This is a genomic window from Pseudoxanthomonas winnipegensis, from assembly GCF_004283755.1.
GTDB classification, from domain to species: Bacteria; Pseudomonadota; Gammaproteobacteria; order Xanthomonadales; family Xanthomonadaceae; genus Pseudoxanthomonas_A; species Pseudoxanthomonas_A winnipegensis.
This window is the reverse complement of sequence record NZ_SHMH01000002.1, coordinates 368,522-390,179: the sequence shown is the minus strand read 5'-3', so window position 1 is coordinate 390,179 and position 21,658 is coordinate 368,522. Positions and strand designations below refer to the sequence as shown.

At 71.6% G+C, this 21,658-nt stretch carries 18 protein-coding genes and 1 tRNA gene; 12 read left to right on the top strand and 7 right to left on the bottom strand.

The genetic code is table 11. The features are described from left to right. Positions 1-233 precede the first annotated feature (233 nt). The 4 genes from EAT51_RS05140 to EAT51_RS05125 all read left to right on the top strand — a co-directional run bounded on the left by EAT51_RS05140 (position 234) and on the right by EAT51_RS05125 (position 7,085). Entirely contained in the window at positions 234-1,424 is a 1,191-nt protein-coding gene (locus EAT51_RS05140) for an efflux RND transporter periplasmic adaptor subunit (RefSeq protein ID WP_165421898.1), read from the top strand. Between the two features lie 12 nt (positions 1,425-1,436). Then, complete coding sequence (locus EAT51_RS05135; protein ID WP_130514732.1) at positions 1,437-4,565, top strand: efflux RND transporter permease subunit; 3,129 nt, start codon at positions 1,437-1,439, stop codon at positions 4,563-4,565. Then, a complete protein-coding gene (locus tag EAT51_RS05130) occupies positions 4,562-5,998 on the top strand; it encodes an efflux transporter outer membrane subunit (RefSeq protein ID WP_130514730.1) in 1,437 nt (478 codons plus the stop codon). The genes EAT51_RS05135 and EAT51_RS05130 overlap by 4 nt, the downstream gene beginning before the upstream one ends. 127 nt (positions 5,999-6,125) lie before the next feature. After that, positions 6,126-7,085: an alpha/beta hydrolase gene (locus tag EAT51_RS05125; protein ID WP_130514728.1), complete on the top strand. Its 960-nt coding sequence runs from the start codon at positions 6,126-6,128 to the stop codon at positions 7,083-7,085. Between the two features lie 65 nt (positions 7,086-7,150). On the opposite strand, the gene mnmG is transcribed toward EAT51_RS05125, so the two are convergent. Together mnmG and EAT51_RS05115 are read right to left on the bottom strand one after the other, a co-directional pair. Next, the gene (gene mnmG, locus EAT51_RS05120; protein ID WP_130514726.1) at positions 7,151-9,046 is read right to left on the bottom strand and encodes a tRNA uridine-5-carboxymethylaminomethyl(34) synthesis enzyme MnmG; all 1,896 of its coding nucleotides are present in this window, start codon (positions 9,044-9,046) and stop codon (positions 7,151-7,153) included. A 523-nt stretch (positions 9,047-9,569) separates the two neighbouring features. Further along, on the bottom strand, positions 9,570-10,106 hold the full coding sequence (locus tag EAT51_RS05115) for a hypothetical protein (RefSeq protein ID WP_205953456.1): 537 nt from the start codon (positions 10,104-10,106) through the stop codon (positions 9,570-9,572). Positions 10,107-10,239: 133 nt separating this feature from the next. On the opposite strand from EAT51_RS05115, the gene EAT51_RS05110 reads away from it, so the two are divergent. The 4 genes from EAT51_RS05110 (at position 10,240) to EAT51_RS05095 (ending at position 12,772) form a co-directional block, all read left to right on the top strand. Beyond that, entirely contained in the window at positions 10,240-11,196 is a 957-nt protein-coding gene (locus EAT51_RS05110) for a pyridoxal-phosphate dependent enzyme (protein ID WP_130514724.1), read from the top strand. After that, complete coding sequence (locus EAT51_RS05105; protein WP_130516119.1) at positions 11,181-11,801, top strand: YdcF family protein; 621 nt, start codon at positions 11,181-11,183, stop codon at positions 11,799-11,801. Before EAT51_RS05110 ends, EAT51_RS05105 begins: the two co-directional genes overlap by 16 nt. A gap of 73 nt (positions 11,802-11,874) precedes the next feature. Next, positions 11,875-12,303 (top strand): ketosteroid isomerase-related protein, encoded by a 429-nt coding sequence (locus EAT51_RS05100; protein WP_130514722.1) that lies wholly within the window; start codon positions 11,875-11,877, stop codon positions 12,301-12,303. Between the two features lie 148 nt (positions 12,304-12,451). Next, positions 12,452-12,772, top strand: a complete 321-nt coding sequence (locus EAT51_RS05095) for an EthD family reductase (protein ID WP_130514721.1) — start codon at positions 12,452-12,454, stop codon at positions 12,770-12,772. Between the two features lie 21 nt (positions 12,773-12,793). Here the strand turns inward: EAT51_RS05095 and bioC are convergent, their stop codons facing one another. From bioC to EAT51_RS05080, 3 genes are all read right to left on the bottom strand, one after another. After that, on the bottom strand, positions 12,794-13,672 hold the full coding sequence (bioC, locus tag EAT51_RS05090; protein WP_130514719.1) for a malonyl-ACP O-methyltransferase BioC: 879 nt from the start codon (positions 13,670-13,672) through the stop codon (positions 12,794-12,796). Between the two features lie 59 nt (positions 13,673-13,731). Next, positions 13,732-14,502, bottom strand: a complete 771-nt coding sequence (gene bioH / locus EAT51_RS05085) for a pimeloyl-ACP methyl ester esterase BioH (RefSeq protein WP_130516117.1) — start codon at positions 14,500-14,502, stop codon at positions 13,732-13,734. Positions 14,503-14,599: 97 nt separating this feature from the next. Further along, entirely contained in the window at positions 14,600-15,802 is a 1,203-nt protein-coding gene (locus EAT51_RS05080; protein WP_130514717.1) for an 8-amino-7-oxononanoate synthase, read from the bottom strand. A gap of 188 nt (positions 15,803-15,990) precedes the next feature. On the opposite strand from EAT51_RS05080, the gene EAT51_RS05075 reads away from it, so the two are divergent. Together EAT51_RS05075 and EAT51_RS05070 are read left to right on the top strand one after the other, a co-directional pair. Then, a complete protein-coding gene (locus tag EAT51_RS05075; protein WP_130514715.1) occupies positions 15,991-16,692 on the top strand; it encodes a ComF family protein in 702 nt (233 codons plus the stop codon). Positions 16,693-16,819: 127 nt separating this feature from the next. Continuing rightward, positions 16,820-17,368 carry an HdeD family acid-resistance protein gene (locus tag EAT51_RS05070; RefSeq protein ID WP_130514713.1) on the top strand — a complete coding sequence of 183 codons (549 nt, stop codon included), beginning with the start codon at positions 16,820-16,822 and terminating at the stop codon, positions 17,366-17,368. Positions 17,369-17,377: 9 nt separating this feature from the next. On the opposite strand, the gene EAT51_RS05065 is transcribed toward EAT51_RS05070, so the two are convergent. Together EAT51_RS05065 and ubiA are read right to left on the bottom strand one after the other, a co-directional pair. Further along, positions 17,378-18,778, bottom strand: a complete 1,401-nt coding sequence (locus EAT51_RS05065; RefSeq protein ID WP_130516116.1) for a short-chain fatty acid transporter — start codon at positions 18,776-18,778, stop codon at positions 17,378-17,380. Between the two features lie 140 nt (positions 18,779-18,918). Continuing rightward, the gene (gene ubiA, locus EAT51_RS05060; protein WP_130514710.1) at positions 18,919-19,815 is read right to left on the bottom strand and encodes a 4-hydroxybenzoate octaprenyltransferase; all 897 of its coding nucleotides are present in this window, start codon (positions 19,813-19,815) and stop codon (positions 18,919-18,921) included. Between the two features lie 383 nt (positions 19,816-20,198). On the opposite strand from ubiA, the gene galE reads away from it, so the two are divergent. Then, entirely contained in the window at positions 20,199-21,170 is a 972-nt protein-coding gene (gene galE / locus EAT51_RS05055) for a UDP-glucose 4-epimerase GalE (RefSeq protein ID WP_130514708.1), read from the top strand. Positions 21,171-21,359: 189 nt separating this feature from the next. Continuing rightward, positions 21,360-21,436: transfer RNA gene (locus EAT51_RS05050), tRNA-Arg, on the top strand. Positions 21,437-21,658 lie beyond the last annotated feature (222 nt).

Sequence of the window (21,658 nt, the reverse complement as noted above, 5' to 3'; positions counted from 1 at the left end):
CCGGGGCGCAGGATGGCATGCCGCGGCCCAGGCGGGCGTCGGCGGGTTGGGCGATTATCGCATTAGTGTTCGGTAATAGCACAGAAGTGCCGGGGCCGATGGATGCGACGGACTGTGCCGGCTCCGACGTTTTTCCGACCTTGGTGAAGGGCGTACAACGCCCCGCCGCGGGGATGTCGCGATGCAACACATCTCGGGAGTAGCGTTGCGCGCTTCTCACCGGCTGCAATCCCATGTCCGACCTTCCGCTGGCGCCTCGTCGTCTTGTTCACTGTGCCCTGTTGCTGGCCGTTACCGCGGCCGGGGGCTGCTCCGCCAACAAGCCGACCACCGAGACGCCGCCGCGGGTGGGGGTGATGACCCTGGGCGCACGCACGCTGCCGGTCGAGCGCACCCTGCCCGGCCGGACGGTGGCCTACGAGACCGCCGATGTGCGCCCGCAGGTCGGCGGGCTGCTACGCCAGCGCCTGTTCGAGGAAGGCCAGGAGGTCAAGGCCGGGCAGCCGCTGTACCTGATCGACCCGGCGCCGTACCAGGCCGCCTTTGATGTCGCCCGCGGCAATCTGGTCCAGGCCGAGGCGGCGCTGGCCAGCGCGCGACCCAAGGCCGAGCGCACCCGCACCCTGACCGCCATGGACGCGGCCAGCAAGCAGGACGCCGACGATGCGCTGTCCACCCTGCGCCAGGACGAGGCGGCGGTGGTCGCGGCCAAGGCCAATGCGCAGGCGGCCAAGATCAACCTGGACTACACCCGCATCACCGCGCCGATCTCCGGCCGCATCGGCACCTCAGCCTATACCGTCGGCGCGCTGCTCACCGCCGACCAGGACACCGCGCTGACCACCATCCAGCGGCTGGATCCGATCTACCTGGACGTCACCCAGTCCAGCACGCAGATGCTGGCCCTGCGCCGTCAGCTCGATGCCGGGCAGATCCATGCCATCGACGGCAAGGCCCAGGTGCAGGTGCGGCTGGAGGACGGCAGCCCCTATGCGCACGCCGGCACGCTGGAGTTCGTCGGCACCCAGGTCAACGCCGGCACCGGCAACGTCACCCTGCGCGCGGTCGTGCCCAATCCCGAGCACCTGCTGCTGCCCGGCATGTACCTGCGCGCGGTGCTGCCGATGGCCACCGACCCGGGCGCGGTGCTGGTGCCGCAGCAGGCGGTGACCCGCGACAGCAAGGGCGAGCCGCTGGTGAAGCTGCTCGATGCGCACAACCAGGTGGTCGAGCGCCGCATCCGCATCGGTGAGGTGGTCGGCCACGACTGGGTGGTGGAGTCGGGGCTGAAGCCGGGCGATCGGCTGATCGTGATCAACGGCAGCCGCGCCGAGCTGGGCAAGCCGGCGCAGCCCTACCCGGTCAGCGCCGCGCAGCTGGACGCCACGCCGGCGCTGCCGACCGACGACGCCCAGGCCGAGTAAGGGACCCCTCGCATGTCGCGCTTCTTCGTCAATCACCCGACGGTGGCCTGGGTCATGGCCATCGTCATCGTGCTCATCGGCATGCTCGCCATCCACGCGCTGCCGGTCGAACGCTATCCGCAGATGGCGCCGCCGACCATCACCGTGCGCGCCAGCTATACCGGCGCCTCGGCGCAGACGGTGGAGAACACCGTCACCCAGCTGATCGAGCAGTCGCAGCAGAGCCTGGACCACCTGCTGTACATGACCTCCACCAGCGCCTCGGACGGCAGCGCCCAGGTCAACCTGGTGTTTGAGACCGGCACCAACGCCGACACCGCCCAGGTGCAGGTGCAGAACCAGCTGCAGTCGGTGATGTCGGTGCTGCCCCAGGCCGTGCAGCAGAACGGCCTGGTCATCACCAAGTCCAGCGGCTCGCTGTTCGAGGTGGTGGCGTTCACCTCCGACGACGGCAGCATGGACAACTTCGATGTCGCCAACTACATGGAGTCGAACATCGATGACCAGATCAGCCGCGTCAGCGGCGTGGGCAACATCCAGCCGCTGGGCTCGGAATACGCCATGCGCATCTGGCTGGATCCGGAGAAGCTGCGCAAGTACGCGCTGATGCCGTCCGATGTGGAGAACGCGCTGCAGTCGCAGAACACCGACGTGTCGGCCGGCGAGATCGGCGGCCAGCCGGCGCTGCGCGGCCAGCGCCTGGACGCGACCGTGACCACCCGCAGCCGCCTGCAGACCCCGGCGCAGTTCGGCGCGATCGTGCTCAAGAGCGACGCCAGCGGCGCGGCGGTGCGCCTGTCGGACGTGGCCACCATCGGCCTGGGCCCGGAGACCTACGACAGCATCACCCGCTTCAACGGCAAGCCCTCGGCCTCGCTGGGCATCGAGCTCAACTCCGACGCCAACGCGGTGGAGACCTCCAAGGCGATCGAGCAGCGCCTGCAGCAGCTCAAGCAGTACTGGCCGCACGGCTACAACTACCACATCGCCTTCAGCACCACGCCCTTCGTCACCACCTCGATCAAGGAGGTGGTGATCACCCTGATCGAGGCGGTGCTGCTGGTGGTGGCGGTGATGTACCTGTTCCTGCAGAACTGGCGCGCCACGCTGATCCCGACCATCGCCGTGCCGGTGGTGCTGATGGGCACCTTCGGCGTGCTGGCCGCGTTCGGCTACTCGATCAACACCCTGACCATGTTCGCCATGGTGCTGGCGATCGGCCTGCTGGTGGACGATGCGATCGTGGTGGTGGAGAACGTCGAGCGCGTCATGAGCCAGGAAGGCCTGCCGCCCAAGGAGGCCACGCTGCGCTCGATGCAGCAGATCGGCGGCGCGCTGGTCGGCATCGTGCTGGTGCTGACCGCGGTGTTCGTGCCGATGGCGTTCTTCAACGGCGTCACCGGCGTGATCTACCGGCAGTTCTCGATCACCATCGCCGCCTCGATGATCCTGTCGGTGCTGGTGGCCATGACCCTGACCCCGGCGCTGTGCGTGACCATCCTCACGCCGCTGCACCAGGGCGAGGAGGCGATCGGCTCGCACGGGCGCCTGGGCCGGTTCTTCCTCTGGTTCAACACCCGCTTCCGCCAGCTGTCCGAGCGCTACCGCGGGCTGGTCGAGCGCGTGCTGGGCCGGCGCGCGCTGGGCCTGATCGCCTATGCGCTGCTGATCGCGGTCACCGGCGTGCTGCTGTGGCGCCTGCCCGGCGCGTTTCTGCCCGACGAGGACGAGGGCATGCTCAACGTGCTGGTCAAGCTGCCGGCCGGCTCCACCCTGGAGCAGACCCTGGCGGTGACCGACCGCCTGACCCAGGCGGCGCTGAAGGATGCCGGCGTGCGCTCGGTGCTGTCCTCGGCCGGCTTCAGCGTGACCGGCGCCGGCCAGAACGTCGGCATGGCCTTCATCCGCCTGAAGGACTGGGACGACCGCGACGACGACGCGGCGACCATCGCCGATCATCTGAACAAGGCGCTGGCGGATGTACCGGATGCGGAGCTGTTCGTGACCTCGCCGCCGGCGATCACCGGCCTGGGCGACGCCTCGGGTTTCACCTTCGAGCTGATGGACTACGAGGGCGCCGGCCACAACGCCCTGGTCGCCGCGCGCGACAAGCTGCTGCGCCTGGCCCAGCACGATCCCAAGCTGATGAACGTGCGCTACGCCAGCCTGGAGGACGCGCCGGTGTACGCGGTCAAGATCGACGATGCCAAGGCGCAGGCGCTTGGCCTGGACCCGGGCGACATCAACGCCACGCTCAACAGCGCGCTCGGCGGCGACTTCGTCAACAACTTCATTTACAAGGGCCGCATCAAGAAGGTCTTCGTCCAGGGCGATGCGCAGGCGCGTATGACGCCGCAGGACCTGGACCGCTGGACGGTGCGCAACGCCGGCGGCGACATGGTGCCGATGTCGTCCTTCACCCAGTCGCACTGGACCAGCGCGCCGGCCGCGCTGGAGCGCTACAACGGCGTGTCGGCGATGGAGCTGACCGGTCAGGCGGTGCCCGGGGTCAGCTCGGGCGCGGCGATGGACGAGATGGCCGAACTGAGCAAGCAGCTGCCGCACGGCTTCGGCTACGCCTGGTCGGACATGGCCTACCAGGAGAAGCTGTCGGCCAACCAGGCGCCGGCGCTGTACGGGATCTCGCTGCTGTTCGTGTTTCTGTGCCTGGTCGCGCTGTACGAGAGCTGGTCGATCCCGTTCGCGGTGATGCTGGCGGTGCCCGTGGGCGTGTTCGGCGCGGTGGCGCTGATGAGCCTGCGCGGGCTGGAGAACGATGTGTACTTCCAGGTCGGCCTGCTGACCACGGTGGGCCTGGCGGCCAAGAACGGCATCCTGATCGTCGAGTTCGCGCGCGAGCTCGAGCACAAGGGCGAGAGCCTGCTCGCCGCCACCCTGCATGCGGTGCAGATGCGCCTGCGGCCGATCCTGATGACCTCGCTGGCCTTCCTGCTCGGCGTGCTGCCGCTGGTGTTCAGCAAGGGCGCCGGCTCGGCCGCGCGGCATTCGCTGGGCACGGGCGTCACCGGCGGCACGCTGGCCTCGATCACGCTGGGCCTATTCTTCGTGCCGCTGTTCTACGTGATCGTGCGGCGGCTGTTCCCGGATCGCACGGCGGCCAGCAAGGAGGTGCAGGCATGAGCACGCCCGCCCGCATCGGCATGACCGCGGCCACGCTGCTGGCCCTGGCCGGCTGCACCCTGGCGCCGACCTACCAGCGCCCGGCCGCACCGGTGCCGGCCGACCTGGCCGCGGCCGATGCCGCGCCCGCCGCCGGCGCCGCCGTCGACACGCTGGCGCTGCCGGACTGGCAGCAGGTGTTCCTGGATCCGCGCCTGCGCCAGACCATCGCGCTGGCGCTGCAGGACAACCGCGACCTGCGCGTGGCGATGCTGTCCATCGACAAGGCCCGCGCGCAGTACCGCCTCCAGCGCGCCGCGCAGCTGCCGTCATTCGATGCCAACGCCAGCATGAGCCGCGGTCGCACCAGCGCCGCCAGCAACGACGGCGGCGTGTCCGAGGTCAGCACCAGCGACGCGCTCCAGGTCGGCCTGAGCAGCTGGCAGCTGGACCTGTTCGGCCAGCTGCGCAGCCTCAGCCAGGAGGCCCAGCAGAACTGGCTGTCCAGCGCGGAGAACCAGCGCAGCGTGCGCCTGAGCCTGATCGCCCAGGTCGCCGCGGCCTGGCTGACCGTGGCCGCCGACCAGGCGCAGCTAACCCTGGCCCAGCAGACCCTGGACAGCCAGGCGCAGACCCTGCAGCTGACCGAGCGCCAGCACAGCGTCGGCAGCGTGTCGGGATTGGACCTGGCCCAGCAGCAGACCAGCGTGGAGTCGGCGCGGGTGGCTGTGGCCAGCGCCGCCACCCAGCTGGCGCAGGCGCGCGATGCGCTGCAGCTGCTGGTCGGGGCGCCGGTCGATGCCACCCTGCTGCCGACCGAGCAGGCGCTGCAGGACAGCGTCGCCCTGGCCCCGCTGCCGGCGCATTTGTCCTCGGCGGTGCTGCTGCAGCGCCCGGACGTGCTCGCCGCCGAGCACAGCCTGCAGGCGGCCAATGCCGACATCGGCGCCGCGCGCGCGGCGTTCTTCCCCTCGCTGAGCCTGACCGCGTCCACCGGCCGCAGCAGCGATGCGCTGTCCACGCTGTTCTCGGCCGGCAGCCGCACCTGGTCGTTCGTGCCCAGCATCACCGCGCCGATCTTCCACGCCGGCGCGCTGAAGGCCTCGCTGGATGCCTCCGAGCTCGGCAAGGACATCGCCGTGGCGCAGTACGAGAAGGCGATCCAGTCGGCCTTCGCCGAAGTGGCCGACGCCCTGGCCACGCGCGACCACCTGCAGGCGCAGCTGACCGCGCAGCAGGCCTTGGTGGACGCCAGCCAGCGCAGCTACACCCTGGCCGACGCGCGCTATCGCGCCGGCCTGGACGGTCACCTGGCGGTGCTGGATGCGCAGCGTTCGCTGTACGCCGCGCAGCAGGCGCTGATCGCCCTGCGCCAGCAGGACGCCAGCAACCGGGTCACGCTGTACCAGGTGCTGGGCGGCGGCGCCGACGCCCAGGCCACCGCCGCGCGCTGAGCCGCCGCGGCGCGGGCATGCGCCCGTCAGCGCGCATGAGCCCATGCGCGATCGCCATCTGCGCCGGGCATCGCAAGGCCGGCGCGTGGCCGATAATCGCGGTCCATCGCTTCTGGGGAGATCGTCGATGTCGCGCCGCCTTGCCGCCCTGCTGATCCTGGGCCTGTTCGCCTCGTCCCTGGCCCCGGCGCGCACGCCGGCGCAGGGCGCGGCACCGCCCACCGCCCACCTGACCGTGCCCGCCGACGATGGCCTGCCCCTGGCGGTCTGGGCGCGCGTGCCGGCGCATCCGCGCGGCACGATCCTGCTGGTGCACGGGCGCACCTGGAGCTCGCGTCCCAACTTCGACCTGCAGGTTCCCGGCGAGCCGGCCGATGCGCGCTCGGTGCTCGGGGCGCTGGCCAAGGCGGGCTACGCGGCCTACGCGCTGGATCTGCGCGGCTACGGCGCCACCCCGCGCGACGCCTCCGGCTGGGATACCCCGGAGCGCGCGGCCAGCGATGTGATCGGCACGCTGCGCTGGATCGCTCAACGCCATCCCCAGCTGCCGGCGCCTGCCCTGCTGGGCTATTCGAACGGTTCGCTGGTGGCGCTGCTGGTCGCGCAGCAGCAGCCGGCCGCGCTGTCGACGCTGGTGCTGTACGGCTTCCCGGTCGATGTCGACGCCCCGCCTTCGCCGCCCGCCGACACGCCGGCCCAGCCCCCGCGCCAGCCCACCACCGCCGAAGCGGCGGCCTCGGACTTCATCACCGCCGGCGCGTTCCCGCCGGCGGTGCGCGAGGCCTATGTCGCCCAGGCGCTGGCCGCCGACCCGGTGCGCAGCGACTGGCGCGCGACCGAGCAGTTCCGCTTCGCCCCCGAACAGGTGCGCCTACCCGTGCTGCTGTTGCGCGGCACCCACGACCCGCTGGCCACCCAGGACGAGAGCGGCCACCTGTACCGGCGCCTGGGCAGCGGCGACAAGACCTTGGTGACCCTGCCGGATGCGGACCACGTCGCCCACATCGAGGACGGCCACGCCGGCTGGGTGCGCGCGGTGACCGATTTCCTCAGCCGCCCACGCGTGCCGGCGAAGCCCGCACCGTGAAGCGCACGACGCCCGGCATCGCCGGGCGTCGGATCGGTCACGCGTTGAAGTGAGGGCTTGGCGCCTCAGGCGACGCGGCTGGCACCGCGCCGCGCGCGTTCCAGGTGCACCAGCAGCAGCGAGATCGCCGCCGGGGTCATGCCGGGGATGCGCTGGGCCTGGCCCACGGTCTGCGGGCGCACGCGTTCGAGCTTGCCCTGCACCTCGGCCGAGAGCCCGCGCACGCCGGCGTAGTCGAACGCCTCCGGAATCGGCGTGCCCTCGTTGCGCTGCTGGCGCTCGATCTCTACGCGCTGGCGATCCAGATAGCCGGCGTACTTCACCGCGATCTCGACCTGCTCGGCCACCTGCGCATCGTCCACGCCCGGGCCGATGCCCTCGACCCGCATCAGCCTGGCGTAGTCCAGCTCGGGGCGCTTGATCAGGTCCAGCGCGCTGCTCTCGCGGCTGACCGCCACGCCGAGCGCGGCCTCAAGCTGGCGGCCCAGCGCGTTGGCCGGGGTGGCCCACAGCGCGCGCAGGCGCTGGGTCTCGCGCTCGACCGCCTCGCGCTTGGCCTCGAAGCGCGACCAGCGCGCGTCGTCGACCAGACCCAGCGCGCGGCCGATCGGCGTCAGGCGCGCATCGGCGTTGTCCTCGCGCAGCTGCAGGCGGTATTCGGCGCGGCTGGTGAACATGCGGTACGGCTCGGAGGTGCCGTGGGTGATCAGGTCGTCCACCAGCACGCCCAGATAGGCCTGGTCGCGGCGCGGGGACCAGGCGTCCCGGCCCTGCACCACGCGCGCGGCGTTGAGCCCGGCCAGCAGGCCCTGCGCGGCGGCCTCCTCGTAGCCGGTGGTGCCGTTGATCTGGCCGGCGAAGAACAGCCCGGCCACCAGCTTGGTCTCCAGCGAGGCCTTCAGCCCGCGCGGGTCGAAGAAGTCGTACTCGATCGCATAGCCCGGCCGGGTGATGTGCGCCTGCCCGAAGCCGACGATGCTGCGCACCAGCTCCAGCTGCACATCGAAAGGCAGCGAAGTGGAGATGCCGTTGGGATAGATCTCCGCCACGTCCAGGCCTTCGGGCTCGACGAAGATCTGGTGGCTGGCCTTCTCGGCGAAACGCACCACCTTGTCCTCGATCGAGGGGCAGTAGCGCGGGCCGATGCCCTCGATCTGACCGCTGTACAGCGGCGAGCGGTGCAGCGCGTCGCGGATGATCTGATGCGTGCGCTCGGTGGTGTGGGTGATCCAGCAGCTGACCTGGCGCGGGTGCTCGCGCACATCGCCCAGAAAGCTCATCACCGGCAGCGGATCGTCGCCGGGCTGCGGCACCATCGCCGCGTAGTCCAGCGTGCGCCCGTCGATGCGCGGCGGCGTGCCGGTCTTGAGCCGGTCGATGGCGAAAGGCCGCTCGCGCAGGCGCGCGGCCAGGGTCGTGGCCGGCGCATCGCCCATGCGCCCGGCGGCGTACTGGGTCGGCCCGATATGGATCTTGCCGGCCAGGAAGGTGCCGGCGGTCAGCACCACGGCCGGCGCCTCGAAGCGCAGCCCGGTCTGGGTCAGCACCCCGCGCACGGCGTCGCCTTCGATCAGCAGGTCGTCCACCGCGGCCTGGAACACGGTCAGGCCCGGCTGCGACTCGACCATGCGCCGGATCGCGCTGCGGTACAGCGCGCGATCGGCCTGGCAGCGGGTGGCGCGCACGGCCGGGCCCTTGGAGGCATTGAGCGTGCGCCACTGGATGCCGGCCAGGTCGGCGGCGTGGGCCATGGCCCCGCCCAGGGCGTCGATCTCCTTGACCAGGTGGCCCTTGCCGATGCCGCCGATGGCCGGGTTGCAGCTCATCGCCCCGACCGTCTCGATGTTGTGGGTCAGCAGCAGGGTGCGGGCACCGGCGCGCGCGGCCGCCAGCGCGGCCTCGGTGCCGGCATGGCCGCCGCCGACCACGATGACCTCGTAGCGGTGGAAGGACGCATTCATGACGCGGATTTTCTCATGCGAAGGGCGGTCGCGGGCCCGGCAACGGGGCCGGCGCGAAAAAGTTGGCACGGCTTCTGCGTAACCCCATCGGCACCCATCGTGGCAAGCGACTTCGGGCGCCTAAGGCTGGTATTGGAACAGGGGCCAGCCGCTAGCGCACGTTGGGGACGCCGGGGTCGGCAGTCGGGGGACTGCCGGCCCCTCTTTTTTTTGTGGCCACGGCGGCGGTCGAACAGCGGCGCGCCCTGGCCGGGAATCCAGCGGATCCCCAGAAAACACAACGCCCGGCATGGCCGGGCGTTGTGCTGTTTAGGCGCCGACGACCGGCAAGGGCCGGAACAGGGGGGATCCAGATTTCCCCACCGGGCGTCGGCATGGAAGCCGTTGTCAGCTCGTGTTACGTCAGAAAACGACGCAACCGGTCAACGTGGCGCTAGCTTGCGGGCGCGACCGGCTCGGACGCAAGCACTCATTCATCGTTGCCGATCGGGCGATGACGGAAGTGAGACGCCCGTGGCATTGCCTATTCCTCGTTGCGCGAACGCGGGGTCAGCCGCGGCGGCAGGGCCGGGCGGCTGGGCATGGACCGCATCGGCCGCTCGACGCCTTCGGCGCGCGGCGGCATGGCCGGGCGCGACATGCCGGCCGGGTTGGCCGGATTGGAGGGCCGCTGCGGGCGCAGGCGGTCGGGCAGCTGCGGACGCCCGTTGTCGCCGGTCATCGGCGGGCGCGGCCAGCCGCCCGGCGGCGGGCGATGGTCGCCATCGCCGGGTCGGCCGTCGTGCGGCGGGCGCGGCACCGGGCGGATCACGTAGTAGGGGCGGTTGTAGTAGTACGGCGCGTAGCCATACCCATAGCCGCCATAGCCGCCGCCATAGCCGTAATAGCCATAGCCCGGGGCGCCGCCGTAGTAGCCGCCCCAGTAGCCGTCGGGATAGGTGTAGCGGTAGGTCGGGCTGCCCCGATAGTAGCCACCCGGGCCACTGCCGCCGGCGTAGTCGTAGGTGGCGCAACCGCCCAGCGCGGTGAGGGCGATGGCGGCGATCAGCAGGCGTTTCATGGTGGACCCCCCGGTCTGCACCGTTCTCAAGGTCGCCAGATTGGGCCTAACGCATTGAACCCGTGATTAATTCTGTCAGGCGCGTGACTTGCTGCAGTGCGGCGGCAAAAGCGCATCGGGTACGCTTAAGGGCATGTCCGACCTGCCCCATTTCGACGACGTTCTCGACGCCGCCGCCCGCATTGCGCCGCATGCGCGCCTCACCCCGACGCTGACCTCCTCCACCCTCGACGCCATGAGCGGCGCCCGGCTGTTCTTCAAGGCCGAGCACCTGCAGCGCACCGGCGCCTTCAAGTTCCGCGGCGCCTGCAATGCGGTCTGGGCGCTGGACGATGCGCAGGCCGCGCGCGGGGTGGTCACCCATTCCTCGGGCAACCACGGCGGCGCCCTGGCGCTGGCCGCGGCCACGCGCGGCATCCCCTGCCATGTGGTGGTGCCAGAGAACGCGGTCGAGACCAAGCTGGCCGCGATCCGCCGCAACGGCGCGGTGCTGCACCTGTGCGCGCCGACCATCCCCGCGCGCGAGGCGGGCGCCGCCCGGATCCAGGCCGAGACCGGCGCGCATCTGGTCCATCCCTACACCAACCCGTTCGTGATCGCCGGCCAGGGCACCGCGACCCTGGAGCTGCTGGAACAGGCCGGCCCGCTCGATGCGCTGGTCACACCGGTCGGCGGCGGCGGGCTGGCCTCCGGTTCGGCGCTTGCCCTGCACGCGCGCCATCCCGAGGCGCAGCTGTGGCTGGCCGAGCCGGAAGGCGCCGCCGACACCGCGCGCTCGCTGGCGGCCGGGACGCTGCAGCTGGACTTCGTCCCCGATACGGTCTGCGACGGCCTGCGCGGCACGCTGGGCGCGCCCGATTTCGACCTGCTGCGTCAGCACCGGGCCCGCGTGGTCACCGTGTCCGACGCCGACACCATCGCCGCCATGCGCCTGCTGTGGCAGGTGACCAAGCAGATCGTCGAGCCCTCCTCGGCCATCGTCCTGGCCCTGGTGCTGGCCAACCGCGAGGCCTTCGCCGGCAAGCGGGTGGGCCTGGTGCTGTCCGGCGGCAACGTCGACCTGGACGCGCTGCCCTGGTCCAGGGTGTGAGCCGCACGCGTCGCCGCTGGGGCCTGTGGGGCTGGGCGTGGCGCCTGGTCTGCGTGCTGCTGCTGTGGCTGGTCGGGGTCTCGGCCTACATCATCGGCGTGGGCTGGCGCGACCAGGCCGCGCCGGCCGACGCGATCATCGTGCTGGGCGCGGCGGCCTACGACGCGCGGCCTTCGCCCGTGTTCGAGGAGCGCCTGCGCCACGGCATCGACCTGTACCAGCGCGGCCTGGCCGGGCATCTGATCTTCACCGGCGGCTTCGGCGGGGCCGGGGCGCGCTTCGCCGAATCGCAGGTCGGGCGACGCTATGCGCTCAAGGCCGGCGTGCCCGAGCAGGCGATCCTGATCGAGACCACCTCGCGCACCACGCGCCAGAACCTGCAGCAGGCCGCGCGCCTGATGCAGGCGCACCAGCTGCACACCGCGATCATCGTCTCCGACCCGCTGCACATGGCCCGGGCGATGCGGCTGGCGCGCCAGGAAGGCATCAGCGCGCTCGCCTCGGCCACGCCGACCAGCCGCTTCCGCAGCGTCCGGGCCAGCTGGAAGTTCTTCCTGCAGGAGCTGTACTTCTTCCACCGCGACCTGGTGCTCGAAGCGGTCTAGGCCGGCCCCTTCGAGCCCCGCCATCCCCCGGGCGTTATCATTCCGCCTCACCCCACAGAAGCGACTGGCTTACATGAAGATCGACGGTACCCGGCGCCAGGACCGCGCCACCGAGTTGGTGCTGGCCTATTACGCGGCCTTCAACCGCAGCGATCGCGCGGCGATGCTGGCCCTGCTCACCGACGATGTGGCCCACGACCTCAACCAGGGCGCGCGCGAGATCGGGCGCGAGGCGTTCACCGCCTTCCTGCAGCGCATGGATGCCAGTTACAGCGAGCAGCTGCGCGACATCGTGGTGATGGTCTCGCCCGATGGCCGGCGCGCGGCGGCCGAGTACGTCGTGCATGGCACCTACCACCACAGCGATGCCGGGCTGCCCGAGGCTTCCGGCCAGACCTATGTGCTGCCGGGCGGGGCCTTCTTCGAGATCGAGGACGAGCGCATCGCGCGGGTCAGCAACTACTACAACCTGCAGGACTGGATCGCCCAGGTCGGCGGCTGAGGCCGCGGCGGGATCGCACGCTCCACGCGTCCCGGGCGCCAGCGACGTGCCGGGCGCCCTTGCCGTTGCTGCGGCGTGCCATGGCGATCGACGCGGGCGTGCGATGCTGGCGTCCCCCTGCGTCCCTGTCCGTTCAACGGAGCCTGCAATGATCAAGGTCAGCGTGATGTATCCCTACGTGGCCGGCGCGCGGTTCGATCACGCCTACTACGCCAACACCCACATGCCGCTGCTCAAGGCGCGCATGGGCGATGCCTGTCTGTTCTACACGGTCGACAAGGGCCTGTCGGGCGGGCTGCCCGGCAGCGATCCGGCCTTCGTGGCCATGTGCCACATCTATAGCGACTCGGTGGACAGCTTCACCGCGGGCTTCGGGCCGCATGCGCAGGAAATCCTGGGCGACATCCCCAATTACACCGACCTGGAGCCGGTCATGCAGATCAGCGAGGTCGTGATCGGCCAGCCCTGAGCGGGCGCGCGTCGCCGCGGCTCATTCGCCGCGGCGGCGGATGGGGATGCGCGAGACCGGCACCGCGGCCACGTCGCGCCCGCTTTCGCGGATCGGCGCGCCGGCCTGCGGCGCCCAGGCGTGGGCGTAGATGACTTCCCAGCTGCTGGGCAGCACGCCCTGCGGCGTGCGCATCGCCTCGTAGGCGCGCGCGGCGGCCGCCAGCCGCGCCTTGCCGGTCAGCGTCGCGCGGCGCTGGGCCAGCGCATTGGTCGCGCCCAGCGCGCGCAGTTCGCGCATCAGGGCCGGCAGATCGGGATAGGTCAGGGTGAACAGATCGCGGTCCAGCACCGGATCGCGGAAGCCGGCCATCATCAGCGCATCGCCGAACTGGGCGATCTGCGGGAACGGGCTCACGTGCGGCGCCGGATCGCCGGCGAAGGCCTCGCGCAGCTCGATCAGCGTCTGCGGGCCGAAGGTGGAGCACAGCAGCAGCCCGCCGGGCTTGAGCACGCGGCGAAAACCCGCGAACGCGGCCGGCAGGTCGTCGACCCACTGCAGGCACAGGTTGGCGAACAGCACATCGACGCTGCCCTCGGCCAGCGGCAGCGCGCGCGCATCGGCGCACACCCGCGCGAACGGCTTCCACCAGCCGGCCTGCTTCTTCGCCTCGCGCAGCATCGGCAGCGAGAAATCCAGCGCCACCACCTGCGCCTTGGGCCAGCGCTTGCGCAGCCTGGCCGCCGCGCTGCCCGGGCCGCTGCCCAGGTCCAGCACGACCTGCGGCACGCGCTGGTCCAGGTAGTCGAGCGATTCGAACAGGCGTTGCTCGACCTCGCGGTGGAGGACGGCGGCATCGGCATAGGTGCCGGCGGCGCGCGCCAGGGCGCGGCGCTGATGGCGGACATCGAACAGAGGCATGGGCCTATTGTCCGCCAGCGCACCGTCCCGCGTCAGGCGCGACGCTGGCACGCTCCAGTTCACCGTCCGCGCAAGGCGCCATCCAGGAACGGCACCAACGCCGCCTCCACCGCGTCCAGGTGCGCCAGGAACGGCGCATGGCCGCCGCCGGCGATCTCCACGAAGCCGGCCTGCGGTGCCAACCCGGTGGCGGCGGCCATGCCGCGCGGCTGCACCAGCCGGTCGCGCGCGCCGGCGATCCACAGCGAGGGCATGCCCAGGCCCGGCAGCAGGTGGCGCAGGTCGCTGCGTTCGAGCAGCGCCAGGCCGGCCTGCAGCGCGGTCGGCGCCGGTTCGCCGCGGGCGAAGAGCATGGCGCGCAAGCTGCGCAGCGTGGCCTGCCCGTGCGCGCTGCCCAGCGTGTCCAGGGCGATGAAGCGCTCCAGCGTGCCGCGATAGTCCTGCGTCAGGTCGCGGCCGAACTGGGCGAACACCGCCGGCGGCACCGCGTGCGGCCAGTCCGGCGCGGCGGTGAAGCGCGGCACCGAGGACAGCATCGCCAGCGCGCGCACCTGGCCCGAGCTGGCCGCGGCCTTGAGCGCGAACAGGCCACCCAGCGACCAGCCCAGCCACGCCGCCGGCGGCGTGGCGGCGCAGATCGCCGCGACCGTGGCCGCCAGGGCCAGCGGCACCGTGCTGTCGCGGCTCAGGCCGTGGCCCGGCAGATCGACCACGTGCAGTTCGAAGCGGTCGGCCAGGCGTTCGACCAGCGGCGCGAACACGCCGCCATGCAGCGCCCAGCCGTGCACCAGCACCAGGGGCGCGCCGCGGCCGTGGGTTTCGATGTGCAGGGTCATGAGGGTCGCGGTGTGGGCTGCAAGCGATCTGCCACGCGCGCGGACGGCGAACGGGCATCGACCCCGCGCGGCACGGCGACAGGCGCAGCGCTCACGCCACCCCGGCCGCCTCTTGCAGCTGCGGCGCGCGGGTGCGGGCCAATGCCTCGACCAGGCCGTCGATGTCTTCGGGCGTGTGCAGGGCGGTCAGCGTGACGCGCAGGCGTGCGGTGCCTTCGGGCACGGTCGGCGGGCGGATCGGCTTGACCCAGTAGCCGGCCGCTTCAAGCGCCGCCGACCAGGCCACCGCCTGCGCGTCGGCGCCGCACAGCACCGGCTGGATCGGCGTGTCCGAACGCAGCAGGTCCAGCCCGGCCGCCGCGGCCTTGGTGCGGAAGCGATCGATCAGGCCGGCCAGCCGCTCGCGCCGCCAGTCGTCGCGCCGCGCGTGGCGGATCGCCTCGCTGCTGGCGCGGGCCAGCGCCGGCGGCAGCGCGGTGCTGTGGCTGTAGGGCCGTGCGGTCTCGGCCAGGTGCTGGATCAGCGCGGCATCGCCGACAACCAGCGCGCCGTAGCCGCCCAGCGCCTTGTCCAGATTGATCAGCTGCAGCGGGACGTCTTCCACGGTCAGGCGCGCCTCGGCGACGCTGCCGCGACCGGCCGGACCGCGCACGCCCACGCCGTGCCCATCGGCGACGTAGAACAGCGCCTTCTGCACCCGCGCCACCAGGGCCAGCGCGCGCAGCGGCGCCACGTCGCCGTCCATGCCGAACACGCCATCGGTGGCCAGCAGCGCCGCGCCATCGGGCACGTTGCGCAGCTGGCGGATCGCGCCTTCGGCGTCGCCATGCGGATAGCGGCGCAGCCGGCAGCCGGCCAGGCGCGAGGCGTCCATCAGGCTGGCGTGGTTGAGCCGGTCCTGCACGCAGACATCGCCCTCCTCGCCCAGCAGCGCCTGCTGCACGGCCAGATTGGCCAGGAATCCATTGCCGAACAGCAGCGCCGCCGGCGCCTCCAGCCAATCGGCGACGTCGCGTTCCAGCGCCGCGTGCGCGGCGTGATAGCCGCCGGCCAGCGGCGAGGCCCCTGCGCCGGCGCCCTCGCGCGCGGCCGCCTCGGCCAGCGCGTTGGTCACTTGGAACTGCTGCGACAGGCCCAGGTAGTCGTTGCCACAGCATTCGACCAGCCAGCGGCCGTCGACCTCGACCCGCACACCGTCGCGGCGTCCGACGGCGCGGCGCACCCGCACGCGGTCCTGGGCCACGCGCAGCTTGCGCAGCGCGGCGATGCGGTCGTGCAGATCGGGGCGGGCCATGCTGCGTCCTGTGCGTCTGGCGTGGGTCGGCCGGCTAGCGTAATCCAGCCGGTGGCGACCCGGATGACCGGCCACGCCGCCTAAAGGCGCCGCGTATCCGCCAGCGCCGGCCCGGCCATGGCGCCCGGCGGCCCGACAGGCGCTAAAGTCGCCGTATGCATCGGCAAGGACTGCCCTGGACGATCCGCATGGAGGCTTCCCCGACACAGTGGTTGCAACGCCTGGGACGCGCGCTGCTGGCGCCGCGCTGCCTGGTCTGCGACGCGCGCGGCGAGAGCGGGCTGGACCTGTGCGCGGACTGCGCCGCCGCCCTGCCGTGGAATACCACCGCCTGCCCCCGCTGCGCGCTGCCGATGCTGCACGCCCAGACCTGCGGGCACTGCCTGCGCCATCCGCCGCCGATGACCCTCACCGTCGCCGCGCTGGTCTATGGCCCGCCGCTGGACCGGCTGGTGCCGCGCCTGAAGTTCCACGGCGACCTGGCGGCCGGCCGGCTGCTCGCCGCGCTGATGGCCCAGGCCATGTCCGGCGCGCCACGGCCGCAGGCCCTGGTGCCGGTGCCGCTGCACGACCGGCGCCTGCGCCGCCGCGGCTACGACCAGGCCCTGGAACTGGCGCGCGCCGTGGGCCGCCGCCTCGACCTGCCGGTCCTGGACACCGCGCTGCTGCGCAGCCGCGACACCGCCCCCCAGTCCGAACAGGATGCGCAAGCCCGCCGCCGCAATCTGCGCGGTGCCTTCACCGTGCGGCCAGGCGCCGCCCTGCCCGCGCACGTGGCCCTGGTCGACGACGTGATGACCACCGGCGCCACCCTGCACGCCGCGACGCGCGCCCTGCTGCGCGCCGGTGTCGCGCGAGTCGATGGTTGGGTCTGCTCACGGGTGGAATGAGTCGGCTGCTCATTGGGCCTGTCTTGAATGCTGGAGCAACGGCGAGAGGTTTATGCTGCTGGGCAGACCGCCGCGGCAGCGCGCCCGCGTGTCATCCTGCCCTCGCCCGCTTGTCAGGAGAATGCCGATGTCCTTCGCCGCCGTTTCGGTTTCGCGCAGTTGGTGGGTGTTCCTGCTGTTCGGTCTGGTGGCCGTGCTGTTCGGCGTGTCCACGCTGATCTGGCCGGGCGGCACCGTGCTGGCGCTGGTGCTGGTCTTCGGCGCGTTCTCGCTGGCCGATGGCATCGTCAGCCTGATCAGTGCCTTCAGTCGCGAACACGTGCTGCCGCGCTGGCTGCTGGCGCTCTATGCGCTGATCTCCATCGCCTTCGGCGTGCTCGCCATCGCCCAGCCGGCGCAGATGGCCGCCGCGCTGCTGTGGCTGCTGGCGGTGTGGCTGGTGATCGCCGGGGTGGCGCGCATCGTGTTCGCCGTGCAGGTGCGCAAGCACATCCGCGGCGAGTGGCTGCTGGTGCTCAGCGGCGTGCTGTCGATCCTGCTGGGCGTGCTGTTCTTCGTCTACCCGGCGGCCGGGCTGCTGACGATGGCGCTGTGGTTCGGCATCGGCGCGATCGTCTACGGCGTGCTGCAGCTGGTGGTCGCCTTCCGCCTGCGCGGGCATCGCCTGGCGGCCTGAGCCCGTCGCTCAACCGGCCGGCATCACCGGCGGGACGTAGGGCAGGGTGAGGCCGAGCAGCCACAGCAGGCCGATCACCAGCGGGATGTGCACCAGCAGCTGGATGAAGGTGAAGCCGACGATGTCGCGCGCCTTCAGCCCCAGCACGCCCAGCAGCGGCAGCATCCAGAACGGGTTGATCAGGTTGGGCAGGGCCTCGGCGGCGTTGTAGACCTGCACCGCCCAGCCCAGGTGAGCGTGCAGTTCGTTGGCCGCCTGCATCACATACGGCGCCTCGATCAGCCACTTGCCGCCGCCGGAAGGGACGAAGAAGCCCAGGATGGCCGAGTACACGCCCATCACCGCCGGGAAGGTGTCCTGCGTGGCCACGTGCACGAACAGCTGCGACAGATGGTGCGCCAGGGTGTCGCCATCGGCGCCCTTGGCCCCGGTGAGGATCATCGCGATGCCCCCATACAGCGGGAACTGGATCAGCACGCCGGTGGTGCTGGGCACGGCCTTGGCCACCGCGTTGAGGAAGCTGCGCGGGCGCCAGTGCAGCAGCAGGCCCAGGGAGAGGAACAGGAAGTTGTAGGTGTTCAGGCTGGCGATCGCGGTGACCACCGGCTTGGAGGCGGACTCGCCGGCCAGCCAGCCGAAGGCCAGCAGCGACAGCAGCACGGTCAGCAGCGGGCTGTATTCGAGCCATTCGCCCGGACGCGCGCGCGGCGGCAGCGCCTTGTCCGGCTCGCTCTGCGCCGCCTCGGGGAAATCGGCCGCGGTACGCGCGGCCCGGCCCTGCGGCGCGGTGACCCAGCAGATCAGCAGCGAGACCCCGATCAGCACCGCGGTCAGCACGATCGACTGCCACAGGAAGATCGTCTCGGTGAAGGGCAGCACGCCGGTGATCTCCAGCAGGCCGGGCGGCATCGAGGCCGGATTGGCCTGCAGCTGCGCGGCCGAGGAGCTCAGGCCCATCGCCCACACCGCGCCCAGTCCGAGGTAGGCGGCGGCGCCGGCGGCGCGGTAATCCATCTTCAGCTCGCTGCGCCTGGCCAGCGCGCGCACCAGCAGGCCGCCGAACACCAGCGAGAAGCCCCAGCTCAGCAGCGAGGCCAACATGCTCACCAGGCCCACGTACACGATCGCCCCGCGGCCGCTGCGCGGCACCCGGGCCAGCTGGTCGATGAAGCGCGCCACGATCGGCGCGGTCGCCACCGCGTAGCCGCCGATGACCACGAAGGCCATCTGCATGGTGAAGGGGATCAGGCTCCAGAAGCCCCCACCGAAGGCCTCGGCCGTGGCCTTGGGCGTGGCGCCGGCGAGCATCGCGGCGATGGCCACCAGGATCACGCCCAGCACCGCGAACACGTAGGCATCGGGGAACCACTTCTCGGCCCAGGCCGCGCTGCGCAGTGCCGCGCGGGCCATCACGCCCTGCCGGGCCTCGCCTTCGTTCGCCGCCATGAGCCTGCCCTCGTCATCCGATCCCCGACCGGCATTGTCCAAGCCCCGGCCCGGCGCGGTCTGCTGGACGATGGTCTAGGCGACGGCCGCCCGGCCGCGGCGCGTCAGGCCTTGAGCGCCAGCGACACCGCGATCCCGGCGAACACCGCCGCGCCGACCCAGTTGTTGTGCAGGAAGGCGCGGAAGCACGGCCCGCGCTCGCGGTGCCGGCACAGCCAGAACTCGTAGGCCACCAGCGCGACGGCCACGCCCAGGCCAAGCCAGTACGGCCAGCCCAGCGCCGCCTGCCGCCCGACCAGCGCCAGCGCCACGAACACCAGCGCGTAGAGCAGCCCCTGGATCACCAGGTCCAGATCGCCGAACAGGATGGCGGTGGACTTGGACCCGGCGCGCAGGTCGTCCTCGCGGTCGACCATGGCATACCAGGTGTCGTAGGCGGTGGCCCACAGGATGTTGGCCGCGTACAGCAGCCAGCCCAGCGCCGGCACCGTACCCTGCACCGCGGCGAAAGCCATCGGGATGCCGAAGCCGAACGCCAGCCCCAGATAGACCTGCGGCAGGTAGGTATAGCGCTTGAGATAGGGGTAGCTGGCGGCCAGGAAGGCGGCCACCACGCTCAGGCCGATGGTCAGCCGGTTCATGGTCAGCACCAGGCCGAAGGCCACCAGCATCAGCACCGCAAATACCCACAGCGCCTCGCGGCCGCTGACCCGCCCGGCGGCCAGCGGCCGCTCGCGGGTGCGCTCGACCTGCGGGTCCAGCCAGCGGTCGGCGTAGTCGTTGATCACGCACCCGGCCGAGCGCGTCAGCCAGACCCCGGCGGTGAACACCAGCAGCGTCCACCAGGGCGGCAGCCCGCCCGCGGCCAGCCATAGCGCCCACCAGGTCGGCCACAGCAGCAGCAGCGCCCCGATCGGCCGGTCGCCACGGACCAGCTTCCAGTATTCCGCCAGCCGCCCGGGCCGCGGCGCCGGCGGCGCGTCGAATCGTTCGTAAGCCATCGCAAAAGGGTAGCAGGCCCGCGCAAGCCACCACGGCGGCGTGCGCTCGCCCGAAGTCGTCGCCTGCCTCTCTTCGTCGGCCTCGCGGGGGAGCCACTGTCTCCTCCGATCACGTCGCGCCCTCTTGTAGAGCGGAGCTTGTGGCAATCCCCTTTTGGGGACTCCGCTGCTCTTGGCCCGGTCCGCGGGAAAGCCCCAGCGGAGCAAGCTCCGCTCTACAGGCGGGAGCAGCCCTTCGGCCCATGGCGGCGAGAGGCCTTCCCCACGCCGCCCCGCGCCGCATTGCCGCTTCCGGCCACAACTGGCGTTAGTCCCCCGCAGGGCGCGCTGCGCGCCCCCCCGATGCCCCCATTACCGCCCACACCCCAGGAAAACTCGATCGCATGCACGTTCTGGTCTGTGGAGGAGCCGGCTACATCGGTGCGCACGCCGCGCTGGCGCTGGCGCGTGCGGGCCATGAGGTCACCGTTCTGGACAACCTCAGCACCGGCCACCGCGCGGCGGTGCGCTGGGGGCGGCTGGTCGAGGCCGACCTGCTGCAGCCGCGGACGCTGGACGCGGCCTTCGAGCGCCCGGTCGACGCGGTGATGCATTTCTGCGCGCACTCGCTGGTGGACGCGTCGGTGCGCGATCCGTACGCGTACTACGAGAACAACGTGGTCGGCACGCTCAACCTGCTGCAGGCGATGCGCCGGCACGGGGTGGAGCGGCTGGTGTTCTCCTCGAGCGCGGCGATCTTCGGCCATCCGCAGGGCGCACGGATCGACGAGGCCCATCCTTGCGCCCCGATCAGCCCCTACGGCGCCAGCAAGCTGATGGTCGAGCGCATGCTGGCCGACGCCGCGCGCGCCTACGGGCTGCGCTCGGTGTGCCTGCGCTACTTCAACGCGGCCGGCGCCGCGGCCGAGGAAGGCATCGGCGAATCGCATGCCCGCGAGACGCATCTGATCCCCAACACCTTGCGCGCGGCGCTGGGCCGCGGGCCGGCGCTGCAGATTTTCGGCGACGATTACGACACGGCCGACGGCACCTGCGTGCGCGACTACGTCCATGTGCTGGATCTGGCCGACGCGCACCTGCGCGCGCTGACGCTGATGGAGCGGGCGCCCGGCGCGCATGCGTTCAACCTGGGCAACGGCCAGGGCTTCAGCGTGCTGCAGGTGCTGCAGGCCGCGCGCGCGATCAGCGGGCGCCAGATCGACTACACGCTCGCGCCCCGCCGCGCGGGCGATCCGGCGATGCTGGTGGCCTCCGGGGACAGGGCGCGCACGGTGCTCGGCTGGCAGCCGCGGCACGCCACGTTGGACGCCATGATCGGCAGCGCCTGGCGCTGGCATCGCGCGCAGGCGTACTGAGATCCGCCGCGAGCGGCCTGCACAGCACCCGGGGCGCGTTGCGCGGGTGCGGCGGTCCCGCCCGGCTGCATCGGACGCACGCGGCGACGCGCCATTGGCTGGCGCGGCTGGCGGCAAGTTCGCGTCGGCCGATGTTTTCAGGGATAATGCGCGCCGCCGTCGGCCCGCCGCGGCGTGTTGTTGCACCATGCGCCTGTAGCTCAGCCGGATAGAGTAGTGGCTTCCGAAGCCATTGGTCGGGGGTTCGAATCCCTCCAGGCGCGCCAGCACTCGTTCCGGATCATGACGGAGCCGCCCAAAGCCCTCGAGCGATCGGGGGCTTTTGTTGTCCGGCGTCCGGGTCGTTCCACCCAGGTGCGTTGAGTTCCGCCCTGACTTTGGGCACGGGCCGTCGCTCACCCTCCCGCGTCCGACCGGACACGCGACGCTGTCCGGTCGGACACCCTGCATCCAGAACACGCCGCACCACGGACGCCGACGGTTGGCAC

Excerpts from the sequence above, each read along its gene's own strand:
- EAT51_RS05140 (WP_165421898.1), top strand. The coding sequence starts at position 234 with ATGTCCGACCTTCCGCTGGCGCCTCGTCGTCTTGTTCACTGTGCCCTG.
- EAT51_RS05135 (WP_130514732.1), top strand. The coding sequence starts at position 1,437 with ATGTCGCGCTTCTTCGTCAATCACCCGACGGTGGCCTGGGTCATGGCC.
- EAT51_RS05130 (WP_130514730.1), top strand. The coding sequence starts at position 4,562 with ATGAGCACGCCCGCCCGCATCGGCATGACCGCGGCCACGCTGCTGGCC.
- EAT51_RS05125 (WP_130514728.1), top strand. The coding sequence starts at position 6,126 with ATGTCGCGCCGCCTTGCCGCCCTGCTGATCCTGGGCCTGTTCGCCTCG.
- mnmG (WP_130514726.1), bottom strand. The coding sequence starts at position 9,046 with ATGAATGCGTCCTTCCACCGCTACGAGGTCATCGTGGTCGGCGGCGGC.
- EAT51_RS05115 (WP_205953456.1), bottom strand. The coding sequence starts at position 10,106 with ATGAAACGCCTGCTGATCGCCGCCATCGCCCTCACCGCGCTGGGCGGT.
- EAT51_RS05110 (WP_130514724.1), top strand. The coding sequence starts at position 10,240 with ATGTCCGACCTGCCCCATTTCGACGACGTTCTCGACGCCGCCGCCCGC.
- EAT51_RS05100 (WP_130514722.1), top strand. The coding sequence starts at position 11,875 with ATGAAGATCGACGGTACCCGGCGCCAGGACCGCGCCACCGAGTTGGTG.
- EAT51_RS05095 (WP_130514721.1), top strand. The coding sequence starts at position 12,452 with ATGATCAAGGTCAGCGTGATGTATCCCTACGTGGCCGGCGCGCGGTTC.
- bioC (WP_130514719.1), bottom strand. The coding sequence starts at position 13,672 with ATGCCTCTGTTCGATGTCCGCCATCAGCGCCGCGCCCTGGCGCGCGCC.
- EAT51_RS05080 (WP_130514717.1), bottom strand. The coding sequence starts at position 15,802 with ATGGCCCGCCCCGATCTGCACGACCGCATCGCCGCGCTGCGCAAGCTG.
- EAT51_RS05075 (WP_130514715.1), top strand. The coding sequence starts at position 15,991 with ATGGAGGCTTCCCCGACACAGTGGTTGCAACGCCTGGGACGCGCGCTG.
- EAT51_RS05070 (WP_130514713.1), top strand. The coding sequence starts at position 16,820 with ATGTCCTTCGCCGCCGTTTCGGTTTCGCGCAGTTGGTGGGTGTTCCTG.
- EAT51_RS05065 (WP_130516116.1), bottom strand. The coding sequence starts at position 18,778 with ATGGCCCGCGCGGCACTGCGCAGCGCGGCCTGGGCCGAGAAGTGGTTC.
- ubiA (WP_130514710.1), bottom strand. The coding sequence starts at position 19,815 with ATGGCTTACGAACGATTCGACGCGCCGCCGGCGCCGCGGCCCGGGCGG.
- galE (WP_130514708.1), top strand. The coding sequence starts at position 20,199 with ATGCACGTTCTGGTCTGTGGAGGAGCCGGCTACATCGGTGCGCACGCC.